The 15313-nt window shown below is 40.2% G+C and carries 10 protein-coding genes and 1 pseudogene; 6 read left to right on the top strand and 5 right to left on the bottom strand.

What is annotated here, in order from left to right:
- Nucleotides 1–21 precede the first annotated feature (21 nt).
- The 3 genes from B4U84_RS16585 to B4U84_RS16575 form a co-directional block, all read right to left on the bottom strand.
- Nucleotides 22–1073, bottom strand: a protein-coding gene (locus B4U84_RS16585; protein ID WP_165490309.1) for an IS630 family transposase whose coding sequence is annotated in 2 segments (ribosomal slippage) — nucleotides 22–678 and nucleotides 681–1073 — 1050 coding nt in all. Because the reading frame shifts where the segments join, the coding sequence is not laid out codon by codon here.
- A 72-nt stretch (nucleotides 1074–1145) separates the two neighbouring features.
- Entirely contained in the window at nucleotides 1146–4376 is a 3231-nt protein-coding gene (locus B4U84_RS16580) for a DEAD/DEAH box helicase family protein (protein WP_131119537.1), read from the bottom strand.
- Nucleotides 4377–4601: 225 nt separating this feature from the next.
- Complete coding sequence (locus B4U84_RS16575; RefSeq protein WP_017310203.1) at nucleotides 4602–5093, bottom strand: hypothetical protein; 492 nt, start codon at nucleotides 5091–5093, stop codon at nucleotides 4602–4604.
- A gap of 163 nt (nucleotides 5094–5256) precedes the next feature.
- On the opposite strand from B4U84_RS16575, the gene B4U84_RS16570 reads away from it, so the two are divergent.
- The gene (locus B4U84_RS16570) at nucleotides 5257–7134 is read left to right on the top strand and encodes a protein kinase domain-containing protein (RefSeq protein WP_017310202.1); all 1878 of its coding nucleotides are present in this window, start codon (nucleotides 5257–5259) and stop codon (nucleotides 7132–7134) included.
- Between the two features lie 32 nt (nucleotides 7135–7166).
- Here B4U84_RS16570 and B4U84_RS31210 read toward each other — a convergent pair whose 3' ends face one another.
- Nucleotides 7167–7400, bottom strand: a complete 234-nt coding sequence (locus B4U84_RS31210; RefSeq protein ID WP_017310201.1) for a phage integrase N-terminal SAM-like domain-containing protein — start codon at nucleotides 7398–7400, stop codon at nucleotides 7167–7169.
- A gap of 162 nt (nucleotides 7401–7562) precedes the next feature.
- Between B4U84_RS31210 and B4U84_RS16560 the strand changes: the two genes are divergently transcribed.
- The 5 genes and pseudogenes from B4U84_RS16560 (at nucleotide 7563) to ygfZ (ending at nucleotide 12314) form a co-directional block, all read left to right on the top strand.
- Complete coding sequence (locus B4U84_RS16560; protein ID WP_026081859.1) at nucleotides 7563–7835, top strand: DUF3303 domain-containing protein; 273 nt, start codon at nucleotides 7563–7565, stop codon at nucleotides 7833–7835.
- Nucleotides 7836–7910: 75 nt separating this feature from the next.
- Nucleotides 7911–8006 (top strand): annotated as a pseudogene (locus B4U84_RS16555) (DUF433 domain-containing protein); the annotation flags it as partial.
- A 194-nt stretch (nucleotides 8007–8200) separates the two neighbouring features.
- Entirely contained in the window at nucleotides 8201–8314 is a 114-nt protein-coding gene (locus tag B4U84_RS16550) for a DUF433 domain-containing protein (protein ID WP_476426458.1), read from the top strand.
- A gap of 154 nt (nucleotides 8315–8468) precedes the next feature.
- A complete protein-coding gene (locus B4U84_RS16545; protein ID WP_131119535.1) occupies nucleotides 8469–11207 on the top strand; it encodes a tetratricopeptide repeat protein in 2739 nt (912 codons plus the stop codon).
- A 123-nt stretch (nucleotides 11208–11330) separates the two neighbouring features.
- Nucleotides 11331–12314: a CAF17-like 4Fe-4S cluster assembly/insertion protein YgfZ gene (ygfZ, locus tag B4U84_RS16540; RefSeq protein WP_131119533.1), complete on the top strand. Its 984-nt coding sequence runs from the start codon at nucleotides 11331–11333 to the stop codon at nucleotides 12312–12314.
- A gap of 161 nt (nucleotides 12315–12475) precedes the next feature.
- On the opposite strand, the gene B4U84_RS16535 is transcribed toward ygfZ, so the two are convergent.
- Nucleotides 12476–15151: a DEAD/DEAH box helicase gene (locus tag B4U84_RS16535; RefSeq protein WP_131120993.1), complete on the bottom strand. Its 2676-nt coding sequence runs from the start codon at nucleotides 15149–15151 to the stop codon at nucleotides 12476–12478.
- Nucleotides 15152–15313 lie beyond the last annotated feature (162 nt).

The following is a 15313-nucleotide window of genomic DNA, read 5'->3' as shown; positions in this document are numbered from 1 at the left end:
TTATAAGTATGTAACGAAAAATTAACCATTCCTATTGGAAAATTTAATACGTGTGGTACTGTAGTTGCCCTTTTCCCCCCTTGCTTCGACTCCATTGATGACAGCATAGGCAAGGTCTAATTCATCATCAAACATTTGTCCTGATATTTCGTCTTTTTTGAGGTGTTGCCACTCTAATTCAATTGGATTCATCTCGGAACAATACTTGGGTAAAAAGAAGATATACAAACCAAGGTTTTCCCACTTTGACCATAACTGCTGGACTTTCTGGGATCTATGTATAGGACTGTTATCTTGCACTATGACTCGGATACGCCCACTTTTTGATGCTTCTTGGGCTTCTTGCTCCATCATTTGGATGTAAACTTTGCTATCAACGCCTCCAATAATCAGACCGTAAACAAAACTGATTAAGGGTTGAAAGAACCCGATAATGCTTAACCTTCGACCACGACGCTTACTTTGCTCTAAGCGTTTTTGCTTACCTCGAAAGTAATATGTATAACTAGGTTCGCTCCACGTACAAAATCCAGATTCATCAAGGTATTTCAGGTCTATTTCTCCCGTAGCAGCAGCCAGTTCTAACATCTCTAAGTCTGCTTGTTTACAAACTCGCGCTATTGGGTCTTGTTTTCCTTTGTGACTTTTCCTAGTTCGTTTCCAGTTGACCCCCTTTTTTTGAGTACCCGTCTTAATCTGTCAGGACTCAGTTTGATTTTGCGATCGCTTGACAATTTTTCAGCAAGTTGACGACTGTTATATGTACGTGGTTCTTTTTTAAGGCACTCTTCCAAAAAGATTATGTCTTCTTCGGACCACTTCAGTTTTCCCCCTCGACCTGCTAATTCCCAAAGCCCTTCCAGACCTAGTTTTTGCCATTTATGCAAAACTTCTCTCACGGTCTGTGAAGTCCAGTTAAAGTGAGCAGCTATTTTTTCTACATACCAGCCGTGAGCGTTTAGTCTGATTACCTCTGCTCGGTCTTTAACTTTCTGCGGTACATCCGCAGTTCTCAGTTTTAACAAGGTGTTATCTTGCTCACGAGTTAAAAATACTCTTAAACGAGCGCCCATAACTTAGTCACCTCGGTAGATGCATTTTCCGTATTTACATACCTTAACATAGTTTGGTTTTTTCATGCCCACCTACTTATCAATGGCTGACTGTCTTAACGGGTAACGATAAATATCATCTATTGCTTTTAGCAATTCATCAGTAATAAATAAAGTCCCTTTCATTTCCTGAACATAACTTTTTAAGCGTTCATAAGTGCGGAATCTTGCACCTGATGGTCTTCCCAATTGACCACCCATATTTTTTTCTTCCTCAGCAATCAGTTCCGTACCTTTTTTAACTAATTCGTGATGCTGTTTATCTCTGGGAATGGCGGGAGTGGATTCTTCACAAGTTGCCATTTTTAAAACAGCTAATTGCGATTGAGTAACACTTTTTCCTTCGCGATCAACATAAATTAAAGAATCATTCCCCTCAGTGGTTTTCATATAAAGTAATACTCCCTCTGGTTGCACAGGTTGGGGAGTATGGGCGCGAGTAGAATAAACCACATTTGGCATTTCTTCAATCATCTTTTTCAAAGTTGGATTATTATCCGTAGCTTTTTTCCAAATTTGAAATGCTTCCGATGTTAAGTCTACTTCTGTGTCTTCTTCGCCATCCAAAATTCCAGATTTTTCATTATAGAGGTCGAGAATTACCTGTGTATCATCATCTTCAAAAAATGCTTCATCGGTTCCTACTACTTCCGCATTTTCTTGTAGTCGTTGACGCAATCGCCCCCGTAAATTAATAATGCGTTCTACTCCCTCTGCTGGTAAGAAAGAATAACAGAGAATGTTTTCAGCATTTTGTCCAATCCGGTCTACTCGTCCCGCCCTTTGGATTAGCCTAATAATAGCCCAAGGTAAATCCCAATTGATGATAATTGCACAGTCTTGCAGATTGTGACCTTCACTGAGAATATCGGTAGCAATTAAGATACGTAATTCTTGAGAAGGGGTGATGCGATCGCCTTTTCCATTACTCACAGGACTAAATCTTCCCGTCAATTCCGTAGGGTTTTTTGATTGACCTGTCACTCCTGCTACATGAGTAATCTTGATCGCCTGTAGATTCTCAGTCAGATAACGTACTGTATCGGCAAATTGGGTAAAAATTAGTATCTTATCTTTTGGGTGAGTTTTTGTTAGTAATTCGACCAAAGCAGCAAATTTTTTATCTTCTTGGGAATTCCACTCGCCACAATGTTGCAACACATTGATCAGTGCTTTAGCATCCGCCAACAAATCCCGTTTTAATTTTTTGATATCAAATAGTGTAGAACGCAACCACCTAAATCGCCGTTGATAGCGAGTTGCATATTCAGTATAAATTAACTCTGCTTTTTGACGAAAACTTTGTTCTGTTAAGTTTGCTGCGTCTGTTTCTTTTTGCACGGAAGATTCTTCGATATCATCTTCGGTTTCTGTATCAAACAAAGTTGCTGTAATCGACTCAGCATCTTCATCGTTATTACTTGTATTTAATAACTCAGGATCTTGAGTACCAATAGGAAGATCAAGTTCGTGTTGTAGGGCATATAAATAAATAAAATTTCGTAAAATATGACGTTCAATTGATTGGAGAAAAGCAATTCCACTGCTTTCCAAGCGTTTAAATAAATTGGTACGAGAAAATCCCATTAATCTACGTCCACCACGAAATAATGAATTTAAAAATCGTTGTTCAGTTTCTGTTGGTGGTTGTTTGTGTTTGGTGACAAGGTAATTTCCTAACCCATAACGAGGTAGATTAAGTTGATTAATTATCTCTACCATTGACTCAGAATAAAGCCGAGAATAAACGTCATTATCAGAACATTCTAAAGTAAACTTGACAGTCCGAGGAATACGATATGGGAAATAAGAACGACTCCCATCAACAAATTCTAAATATTTACGTTCAGTTGCATCTATATGGGCATAATTATCTTTAATAAAAGATCGCGTCCGCCGTACCATGTAGCGTTTCATCAACTCTCGCCAGTCGTCGGAATATTCGCTTTTTTCAAACGCCGCTAAAGAACGTACAGAAAATTGATGTCTTCTAGTAAACTCTAATTCTCCAAGTTCATTGATTAAAGCTTCTGGTCGAAAACCTAAATCCTGGTCTTCTGGTACAAATAATCTTAATTGGGAAGAAAGGTCAAGATAGGTTTTGTTATAAGGTGTAGCAGAAAGTAGAATACATTTACTTTCGTTAGCATTAATATATTCTGCGATCGCTCCATATCTTTTTCCTTCCCGGTTACGTAAATTGTGACTTTCATCTATTAACACAACTCGGTAGCGACGTAACTTTGGTAATTCGACAAGTACTTTACTAATCGGCAAAACTCTAGCATATAACTTATAGTTATCAACATATTCCTGCCACATTTGCACCAAATTTTTCGGGCAAATAATCAGCGTTTCTAAAAGACAATCTTCCTGTAATATTTTTGCAAGGGCGGTTCCCACTAAAGTTTTCCCTAAACCAACCACATCCCCCACCAACACCCCACCACGTCTAGTAACATGACGCGCTGCTAGCTGCACTGCTGCTTTTTGGAAATCAAATAAATTGTTAAATTCACGGGGAATGCGAAACTCTGAAAGTCCAGCGATCGCCTCATGAGATAAGTGATAAGCAATCTTGAGGTAAATGTGGTAAGGTGGGATTAATTTTTCCCTCGCCCAACTCTCATCAATAATTTCCGCTAGTTCTTTGGAAATATCTATACAACCGTATTCTTGCCAACGATCATCAAACCATTTTTGCAGTTTGTTGCAAGCATCGTGGTCTAAAATATCAACATTCAATTCCCCTTGTTTAGCCAATCCCGGCAAAGTTAGGTTACTACTACCCAAAAATCCGACTATTGGTGCATTTGGATCTTGTCGGTGTACAAGGTACAACTTGGCGTGGAGAGGGTGACGCAGAAACAGTTTAATAATTAGTTTCTTTGTTTTTAGCTGATAACTTAACCGTCGCAAACCCGCTTCATCTTGATTCGTAGGCGCACCGATAGTTAACTGCTGGCGAAATTCACTAGCCATCTGTTTTTTATAACGCGCGATCGCACTATTATCGATCCGCCCATCACCACTACCAAGGGTGAAAGCTGCATGGACTTCATCACTCTCACGACTTTGCATCCCAATCAGCAAACGACAACAAGCTTTTTCGTTGCCAACATACTGTTCAATTAAATCATCTATTTTTCGCCAACCTCTGAGATTAAAATAGCCAACGCAAAAATCTGACCGATAAGAGACTTTCAATGTCTCTCGCAAAATCGGTAGCAGTTGCAAATCTATGTTGTCAAAGATGCGTGGCATGGTTTTATACTCAATAGAAGATTTTGTGGTGAGTTGCTCACCGACAATTTTCTACGAGTATAAGCAACAAAAAGTTCCATATGGGATAAAACGAGAATCCCAATCCCCGATCCCCAATCCCCAATCCCCGTTACCCCTTCGCCCCTAATCCCCACTCCCTTGGGGGAGGAGTTCCCCAATCCCCAATCCCCAATCCCCAATCCCCAATCCCCGATCCGCGATCCCCTATTCCGACGGTAAAGAAGCAAAGACCTGTTCAACTAACTGCTTGGCCTTGTTGTCTAAACGTTGCCAATCCACATCACCCACTTCATCTATTAAACTAGTATCAATCTCAACTGCATCATTGTTGGGGGAAGTGTAATCAAGAAAACACACTTGATAACATAATTCCCATAAATCTACGCTGACTTCTTGCTCTTGACGCTGCAAAAACAAGTGATATCCTGGATGGGGAATTGGCAGACGAGCTAGTGTCTCCCTAATTTCTATGGCTTTTTCTGGTGTTGCAGCTTCTAGTTCTTGCAAAAGCTTCGTAACAATAGCTTTTGTATCTTCTGTGGTTTCTAGGGGCCAAATCAGTACATCCTGGTAAGTTCCTTTCCAATCAGAGAGATCCAGTAGCTTGCGAATGTTATCAACAACGCGAATGAAAGCAGGTTGCATGAGGAGTTCAGCCTGCTGCCAAGCGAGTGAGTTGGTGATTTTAGGAGGCATGGGTACTAAAAAATGTTATTGAAAAATAAATTAACAATTTGTATCTATTAAAAAGTGCGTTTTACGTGCAAATCTTTTTTCAAGATAACGGATTTTATCGATCAAAGCTTGGAGATATTTATTACCATTTGGCAACACTGGGTGTAAACACTGGGGAGGGAATATGATTGGCAAGTTACTAGACCACCGATACCAAGTTATCCAAGTTTTGGCAACAGGAGGATTTGGAGAAACCTACATTGCCAAGGATACGAAGCGACCGGGTAATCCTATTTGTGTGGTGAAGCATCTCAAGCCAGTTAGCACCGACCCTACAATCTTTGACACTGCCAAGCGATTGTTTCACAATGAAGCCGAAACCTTAGAAAAATTGGGTAATCATGACCAAATACCCAGGCTTTTGGCTTATTTTGACGAAAATCAAGAATTCTATCTGGTACAAGAATTTATTGAAGGACATCCTCTCAATGATGAATTAATTCCTGATGAAGCTTGGACTGAGGGCGAAGTTATTGATTTATTGATAGAAGTTCTCAATATTCTGGAATTTGTTCATAGCCACGGGGTAATTCATCGGGATATCAAGCCAGATAATATAATTCGTCGTGCCTCTGACCATAAATTAGTTTTAGTAGACTTTGGCGCTGTCAAACACTTACGTTCTCCTTCTGGATATCCTCAAGCATTCGGTGGTGGACATTTTTCCGCAACAGTGGCAATTGGTACTCCCGGTTATATGCCTACAGAACAAGGACAAGGTAAACCCCGCCCCAACAGTGATATTTATGCTTTGGGTATTATTGCGATTCAAGCATTGACAGGAATAGCACCAATCGATTTGCAAGAAGATACTCAAACTGGTGAGATTCTTTGGCAACATTTAGTACCTATCAACCAAAATTTGGTTGCAGTTTTAGACAAGATGGTACGCTATCACTTTAAAGACCGCTACCAAACTGCTACAGAAGCACTACAGGCGTTGTATTCTCTGGGTATGCATTCCGAGTCCATAGCAAACCCCAGAAAGTCTAGCTACCAATCTATCAAATCTCCATCGCTTCAGTCTCAGCAAAGAACTGTCGCTGTTGCACCTGTAAATCGTGAAATTTCAAAATCAGCAACCCCTCAGCCTCAGCATACTACCATTCGTAGAAGTTCCGGTGGTCTTGATTTACTACAGCTATGTATTCTGGTGATTTTGGCTGGTAGTGCTGCTGTTGTCGCTCCAGCTTTAGTCAAAAATGTCGAAAATTTCACTACTAGTTTTTCGGGGGGTAATGACACAGCCAGTAACTGTTTTGTTGTGGTTGGTGCAAATAAAGTTAATCTCCGTTCCGAACCAGTGGCGATCGCCAATGACAACATTGTAGAAACACTTAGTAAAGGCAAGCAATTAGAAGTCACCGGTAAGCGGACAAAAGCTGGTTGGGTAGAAGTTAAAATCGACCCCAAGAACTCAGCTTGGATATATTCGGATGCAATCAAAAATCAAGAAGAATGGGTTTCTTGTCTACGAGATAGAGGGATTGCACTTAAAACAGTAGATGATAGTACTGTGATTGCTAATCGTCCCCTTTCTACAAAACCTGTGGTTGATGTAGAAACACCACCCTCAAAAACATCACAACCTTTACCATCACCATTACCTTCATCACAATCAGACTCAGATAAACCACAAAATAAAGCTGTCAATAAAAGTGCTAGTGAAATTTTAGAACAAGCAAAAGAGAAATATGAATCTGGGGATTTAGACAGAGCGATCGAACTTCTGAAGTCTATACCTTGGAATGCGTCTGATTTTAAAGAAACAGCAGATATTATCACCCAATGGCAGCAAGATTGGACAAAATCAGAAGCTTTATTCAATGAAATTAATAAGGCACTAGATAATGGTCAATGGGATAAAGTTTTGGCTTACAAAGATCATCCCGAAAAATTACCCAATATTGAATATTGGCGCAATAAAATTGAACCATTATTTAAACAAGCAGCCGACAATCAGGCTAAAGAAAAAACAAGCCCTACGGTTAGTCCGCAGTAGAGGTGGGATTGGGGATTGGGAATTGGGCTTTTTTAGGTTACTTTAGCTTTTATACTGAACTTCCCCAATTGATAGGCATATTTCTTGGCCCGTACCGCATCTACTTTTAAATCTAAATCTTGTTTTAATACTTCTTTATAGAGAAATAGAACAGTGTGAAATGCCTGATTTTGCGTTGATGTAGCCATATTTTCATCAACCGCAAGATGCGTAGCCAAAAGTCGATCCAGAGTTAGAGTATCGCAAACAAGCAAAGACTCAAACATCTCTCCCAGATCAAGACCATCTCAGGTCGGAGTGCTTTGGGGTAAACTACTACGTCAAACTCCGTGACTTACTTAAATCAGGATGCAGCTTGCGCTGTCGGTTATGGCGATGTTTAGAGGTAATCTGTGAGACGATTGAGAATCAGATCGAGGTTGAAATCAATGCTTTATATGGTCATCGAATATTTCAATGCAGGAGCGGCTGTTGATATTTACCGTCGCGCCCGCGATTATGGTCGTCAGTTGCCACCAGGTCTTGAGTACGTAGACAGTTGGGTAGATTTAGACTATTTTCGGTGCTTCCAACTCATGCGAACAGATAACCGAGCCTTGTTTGAGGTTTGGATCGAAGCTTGGAGCGATCTCGGTCATTTTGAAATCATTCCAGTGAGGACTTCGGCAGAGGCTGCTCAACATATTGCGGATAAGCTCTAGAAGTATTCTCTGCCTGCGGGCAGAAAGAGGTTTCGGTATAATGTTTAGATAGATATTTTTCCCTCATGGCGTTTTATGAACTACCAAGACATTATTACGATCGAGCCTGTAAAGCGCAGTGGCAAGCCATGTATTCGGGGAATGCGAATCACCATGTACGATATCATGGAATAAACTAATGAGCATTTAAGTTGCATAAAATCAGGGCTAAAGCCCTTACTAAGTAATTAGGCAAAATTATTTATATATCTCGTTTGTCTCTTTGGTTTGGCAAATCAAGGATACAGAATAAAAAATGTCTAATTAATTTTGCATAAGTACTTACAAGCGAATCAGTCTGGAAAAATGAATGACGATTAGCTTATCTGGCAGGTGGGATGACCGAAGCAGAAATTCTGGAAAATTTTTCTGAACTCACCTCAGAAGATATCAAAGCTTGGCTCGCTTTCCGCCAATACCCAATGACGCTTGACCATTGACCCTGTGACCAACAACCAATCAATAACAGTTCTATTATGGAGGAATAGGTTTTGTTTGGTGTTGCTGCGTCCTCGAATTACGGCTGACAACGGCTGGTAAATTGGAGACAGGCACGCTTAGTTTAAAACTGACCAAACGGATAAGGATAGGTACATGAAGAGCAAGCATCAATTTGTCTACGCATTCCTGTTGCAAGGCGCTGTAGTATTTTCTACCATTATACTATCCGTTGGTGATGTTATCGCTCAAGTTTCGCCATCTCCTACAGTCACTCAACAACCGCAACAGCAACAAGTCCGAGAACTAGTCCAGACAGAAGTAGATCGGGCTTTTGGTCGTACGCGCAGTTTACTAAATATTTGGGTAATTATACTGACTGTATTTCCAGTCGCTGTAATTGCTTCTTTTTGGCTATTGCGACGGGCTGTAGTGCGTGAAATCGTAGATAAAGCGACACAGCAGTTCAAGGAATTAGAAGAATTACAAAAGCAACTGCTTAGTGTGAGACAAACTGCACAACAGAGTATCCAACAAGCCAAAAATCTGACCACTGATTTAGAACAAGAAGCCAAAGCGGTACGAGAACAGATTACCTCTGTTATTCCATCGGAAATATCTGAGTCAAAAGTACATTTATTAACACAACTAGAAACACAAATAAATGCATCGAAACAACAATTAAAAAATCTAGAAGCAGAATTTGGCGCTCGATTGTCAGAATTAGAAATAGATGCTCAACATCAAAAAAATATAACGCTTGATACTTTAGGAAAATTAAGATCAGAACTAATATCAGAAATCTCTGATTTTAAATACGAACATCAAAAACAAAGAGAAGAAACTTTCACTGAATTAGACGCATCTCGACACGAATTTACTTCTCAATTAACTGCTTGGCAGTCAGAAGTTAAACAAAAAAATGAACAAATTAGAGAAAAATTAAATAAAACTCAGTTAGAATTTTCGGCACAACTATCTGATATTAAAACAAGCACTCAACAACAGAAAGAACAAGCTTTTACAAAATTAGAACAATCAATCACAGAATTAACATCAAAAATTACTGAAATTCAGTCTGATACTCAAAAAGAAAAACAGCGAATCATAGCAAATATAGAAAATTTACAAGCAGAGTTTGTTGGAAAATTAGCAGAGTATCAATCAGCTAATCAACAAAATCAAGCACAAACAGTTGCTGACTTAGAAAAATCACGACAAGAATTTAGAACTCTATTAGCAAAATGGCAATCGGAACTTGAGCAACAGCAACAGCAAGTTTTAGCAAATGTGACTAATTGGCAATCGGAATTTGCGACACAGCTTGCTAATTTAAATATCATGACTCAACAACAAAAAGAGCAAGCTTTTGCAGATTTACAAACTTCTAAGCAAGAGTTAATATCACAATTTGCATCTCAATTAGCTGGCTCAAATTTGGCATTAGAGGAACACAAGCAACAAATTATTGCAGGTTTGCAAAATTTACAATCAGAATTTTCCTCTCAATTGTCAAACTTACAAACAGAGACTCGACAACAAAAACAACAAGCTTGGGCTGAAGTAGAACAATCAATATCTGAGTTAACATGTCAATTGAATAATGTGCAATCAGAGACTCAAGAACAAAAGCAAAAAGTTATAAAAAGATTGGAAAAATCGCAAGCAGATTTTACAGCCCAGCTGACGCAATGGCAGGTAGGAACTCAACAACAAAAAGACCAAGTTTTAACAGAAATAGATAAAACATTATCTGAGATTAAGTTTCAACTTAGTGATGTACAAACAGAAGCTATCCAGCAAAAGCAGCGTATCATTAAAAGGTTAGAGAAATTACAAACTGAAATTGGCTCACAAATTTCTAAGTTGTTGATAGACGTTAAACGTAGTAAAGAATTAGTAATTGAAAATCTCGAAAAATCAGGATCGGAATTTGCTGCTCAGTATTCCGAATTACAATCAAATGCACAATCACAAAAATTGGAAATTATAGAAAAGCTAGAAAAGATTAAGTCAGATTTTCTCTCACAACTTGCCCAATTACAAACAGAAGCCCAACAACAAAAAGCAGAAACTCTTAAACAATTAGCTGAAATTACACCTCCAGCTAATTTAGAAGTGGTAACTGTGGAAGTGCAAGAAATATTAGAGCCAGCACCGTCACAACCAGTAGATTCAGAAACTACTGAAGCACAGGATATATTGACTGTTGATGATTACCTCAAACAAGCAGATGTGGTGTTTGCAGAAAAACGTTATGAAGATGCGATCGCTCTCTACAAAAAAGCAATTAAACTTAACCCAGGCGAACCGCTAATTTGGTTGAAGCAGGGTATTGCTTTGGGAAGATTAAAACAATACCAAGATGCGATCGCTTGTTATGATCAAGCCTTACAAATCAACTCTGAATATCATCAAGCTTGGTGTGATAAAGGTGTAGCACTAGGATTATTAAAGCGCCAAAAAGAAGCTTTTCAATGTTTTGATAGAGCCGTAAAAATTAAACCAGATGATGCTGTGGCTTGGTTAAACCGAGGATTAGCCCTAGAAGAATTGGAAGAATACGAAGAAGCGATCGCATCTTTTGACACAGCACTACAATTAAATCCCGACTCTTACAAAGCTTGGAATAACAGAGGTTACGCCTTAGTTATGCTTGGTGATGACGATGAAGCAATTCAAAGCTTTGATCGCGCCTTGAATATTAAACCAGATTACGCCAACGCCTATTACAATAAAGCCGCCTGTTATGCTTTACAGTCTCAGCTAGAATTAGCTTTAGAAAATCTCCAACAAGCAATTAATTTCAATCCCAGATATAAACAACAAGCAGAAACCGACATAGATTTTGAATTAATTGCCAAAGAAAAACGTTTTCGCCAGTTGATTGCATAAACTAAAGTGCAAAGATAGCTAACAATAATTAATAATTAACAACAACGCATAATCTACTCGGTGTGCATTGGTGGTTGATTTTCCAAAGATAAATTTTGTCGTGGTTTCAATTCATATATTACTATGCCTACATTTGCCATTGACACTCAAGACACAGCAGCGATCGCAGCAGCACAAACCACAGTTGCAATATGCGATCGCTCACACTGGGGACGTATTAAAGTTTCGGATGGCGATCGTCTGCGTTTTCTGCACAACCAAAGCACCAACGATTTTCAAAAGCTGCAACCAGGACAAGGCTGTGATACAGTTTTTGTGACATCCACTGCTCGTACCATTGACTTAGCAACCGGCTATGTGATGGAAGATGCAGTCCTACTTTTGGTTTCACCTAACCGTCGTGAGTATCTGTTACAGTGGCTAGATCGTTATATCTTTTTTGCTGATAAAGTACAACTGACTGATGTCACTGATGAAACTGCAACTTTAAGTTTGATCGGGCCAGCCAGTGACACGATTATTGAAAAGCTAGGTGGTAACGCCATTATTGGTCAATCCTACGGAAATCACCAAGTATTTGATGGTATAGATATTGCTGTGGGTAGTGGTTTAGCTTCTCCTGGCTACACTCTAATTTTGCCAGCCTCTATCAAAGAAATCGTCTGGAATAAAATTGTTGAGTTAGGCGCAGTACCGATGAGCGATCGCGCTTGGGAAGCGTTACGAATTACACAAGGTCGCCCGGTTCCTGAGCAAGAATTAACTGATGATTACAATCCCTTGGAAGTGGGTTTATGGCAGACAATTTCCTTTAATAAAGGTTGTTATATTGGTCAAGAAACTATTGCCCGTTTAAATACTTATAAAGGTATAAAACAATATCTTTGGGGTCTCAAACTGAGTGCTGCTGTCGAACCAGGAACAGGAATTACAGTAGGAGATGAAAAAGTCGGTAAATTGACCAGTTGCGTTGAAACTGTCGATGGTTATCGTGGTTTAGGCTATATCCGTACTAAAGCTGGTGGTGTCGGTTTGCAAGTTCAAGTTGGAGAAGTTGCAGGTGAAATAGTAGAAGTTCCGTTTGTTTCTCACGAATACCCAGAGTGAAAAGAGGGATTGGGGATTCTCCAGAGGAGACGCTTCGCGTAGACGCGTCAGCGGCTTCTCATAGGTACGGGGATCGGGCATGAATCAGTTAACAGTTAACAGTGAGTAGTTTAATTTGATAACTGATAACTGATAACTGATAACTGATAACTGATTTATGACTATTCCATAACTTCATTGACTGGGAATCGATCAATTAACTGGATAGCACGTAAAGCATTACGTCTTAAGGACTCTGACATATAAGGTACGTGGGGAATTTGGGATAATAAATCCAGTGTCCGCCTCAAAATCCGTACGACATCACCTTCATCAAGACTAGTATTGTCGCACAGTTCAACCCAATCCATCCCTAATGCCCACTTTTCAACTAAAGCGATTAATTCAAACTCCAACCAGATGGGTAAAGCGACGTTATAGCGGCGTTGTAGTTGGAACATCTTGCGGCGAATTCCCCGTAATTTCGCTAAAGCTTCTGCAACTTCATCACTAAGTTCAAAGCGCACTTTACTATCAGGACGTGGAGTTTCTGTGACTAATGCTGCTGCTGCTGCTGCTAAACAATGGGGATCGAGGTTATCTAGTTCTCCACTAGCAAGGACTAAACCAAGCCACAGTTCATTTTCACCCCGAATTGCGGCGGCAATTTGTCCTAATTGTGTAGGTAATAAGTTATCTAAGGCTTCAAAATACTGCAAAATTTCAATCAGGTTAAGAAACTCTTCCCAATGTCGTTGGGATTGTTGCTCTATCTGGATTTGCAATTCTTGAATTTCTTCTTCTAGTTCGGCAGCCCGTACTTTTCGTTTGAAAATAGTACCGACATTGCCAGTTTTATGCAGTGGGTGAGCTTCTATTTGCTCTCGTAAACAGGCAACTACATGGAGTTGTTCTACGACTTCGGGCGGTGTGTGTAGAAATTCCTCTGGTTCGGGAATTTGGTTAGCGATCACTCTACTTTCTTCTTCACCACGACAGGACTGTCCTGGCTTTAAATTCATCTGTGCAGGTGGTAGCAAGTCAGGAGGTACATCAATTTTCGGTAATTCTGCATATAAATTGACTACATCTGCTGTAGTTGCTACATACCAACGGTTATCTCTCCCTAAACACACTAAATAATGTGTTTGGCTAGCACCTTGGGTTTTGCCGACTAGTACTGCGGTTACTGGTAGAGACGTTGTTAGGTATTTACCTTTAAGACTAAGTAATGTTCCTGAGACGGCAAAGTTGAGCATCATATTTAATTCTTCTTGCCGCCCTTCGTTTGCTTGCTCTTGCAGTGTGTTTAATAATTTTTGTTCTACTTTCAGGCGTTGTCGCAGTTTTTCATAGCTAGCGATTTCGCTTTCTTCTACCGCAGCAATTTGTGTATTAATTTCTTCTAATTCTGCTTGCAACTGGGCAATATATTGCTGCCTTGGTTGGAGATGTACATTTGCTAGATACTGACCAAAACTGCGCTCGATGAGTTCTCTAGCTTCATCAAGAGTATGAATTTGCAGCAAGTTCAACACCATGCCATAACTGGGCGTAAAATGGCTGACCAACGGGTCTGGTTTTTTGATTGCCAAAGCTGCTGCGTGTTCTGCTCCCTCAAAGGGAGTTTGTAATGTCACCACATGACCAACTTCATCCATACCCCGACGTCCTGCTCTTCCTGCCATTTGCAGAAATTCAGAAGCTGTCAACATCCGGTGTCCAGTATCAGTACGCTTAGATATGGTAGAAATAACTGTTGTGCGAGCAGGCATATTAATTCCTGCTGCTAGGGTTTCTGTGGCAAATACGACTTTAATTAGTCCTTGCTGAAATAGTTCTTCTACTAGTACTTTCCACGCAGGTAAAATCCCGGCGTGGTGTGCAGCGATACCACGGTAGAGGGGAGCAATATGTCCGGCTCGCCCCGCGTCTGGGTTACGGCTGAAAAAGTCGTCAATTTGTCGCCGTAGTTGCTGTGCTTCTTGCTCATTCACCAGCCACATATCACCTACTTCTGTCACTGCTTTATCACAGCCGCGACGACTGAAGATAAAGTAGATTGCTGGCAGCATATCTCGTTGCTGGAGATGACTAAGAATAAAATTTATACTAGGTGCTTCCGGTCTGCGATTGCCCTTGCCTTTTTCTAATTCTTTTTTTCTGTTTCGTTTGAGCAGACGCGGGTTAATTTGGGTTTTATTGTCATTCAACAGTGGAAATACCCCTTTGAGATTTCCAAAGTGAAATTCCAAAGGAACGGGACGATAATCTGAGTAGATCAGATCAGTCGGACCGTGGACTTGATTTAGCCAATCGGTGAGTTGTTCACTATTGGCGACTGTTGCTGATAGAGCAATCAGTTGAATTTCGTGGGGACAATAAATTATCGATTCTTCCCAAACTGTTCCCCGTTGGCGATCGTTCATGTAGTGGCATTCATCTAACACCACTGCTTCGACGTCTGTTAAGGAGATACCAACTTGCCCAATCGGTGTGCCGTAAAGCATGTTGCGGAAAATTTCTGTAGTCATGACTACAATTGGTGCATCCCGATTGATCGAAGCATCTCCTGTTAACAACCCAACGGCATCAAAGCCGAATTGGTCACGAAAATCACGTAATTTTTGGTTAGAAAGTGCCTTCAGGGGGGTAGTATAAAATACCCGTTTTCCTCGCGCCAAGGCACGATAAATTCCATACTCTCCAACTAAGGTTTTACCCGAACCTGTTGGCGCACAAACCACCACAGAACGTCCAGCATTGAGAGAAGCGATCGCATCTAGCTGGAACGCATCCAGTTCAAAAGGAAATACAGAACTGGGGTCTACTTCTGAAGACAGTGCAGAATAATTCACCAAATCACAATTGCAACCAGACTTTTACTATATTATATGAGGCCTTAGCAAGTAGGGCATTAGGGATCGGGGATCGGGCATTGGGGATTGGGCATTGGGGATTGGGCATTGGGGATTGGGCATTGGGGATTGGAAATAACCAACTATCAACCACCAACAACT

This window comes from Westiellopsis prolifica IICB1 (assembly GCF_004323185.1).
GTDB classification, from domain to species: Bacteria; Cyanobacteriota; Cyanobacteriia; order Cyanobacteriales; family Nostocaceae; genus Pelatocladus; species Pelatocladus prolificus_A.
This window is presented reverse-complemented; position numbering and strand designations above follow the sequence as displayed.

Bases quoted from the DNA above. Each gene is read 5' to 3' on its own strand.
- B4U84_RS16545 (WP_131119535.1), top strand. From the start codon at position 8,469: ATGAAGAGCAAGCATCAATTTGTCTACGCATTCCTGTTGCAAGGCGCT.
- B4U84_RS31210 (WP_017310201.1), bottom strand. From the start codon at position 7,400: ATGTTTGAGTCTTTGCTTGTTTGCGATACTCTAACTCTGGATCGACTT.
- B4U84_RS16560 (WP_026081859.1), top strand. From the start codon at position 7,563: ATGCTTTATATGGTCATCGAATATTTCAATGCAGGAGCGGCTGTTGAT.
- ygfZ (WP_131119533.1), top strand. From the start codon at position 11,331: ATGCCTACATTTGCCATTGACACTCAAGACACAGCAGCGATCGCAGCA.
- B4U84_RS16575 (WP_017310203.1), bottom strand. From the start codon at position 5,093: ATGCCTCCTAAAATCACCAACTCACTCGCTTGGCAGCAGGCTGAACTC.
- B4U84_RS16570 (WP_017310202.1), top strand. From the start codon at position 5,257: ATGATTGGCAAGTTACTAGACCACCGATACCAAGTTATCCAAGTTTTG.
- B4U84_RS16580 (WP_131119537.1), bottom strand. From the start codon at position 4,376: ATGCCACGCATCTTTGACAACATAGATTTGCAACTGCTACCGATTTTG.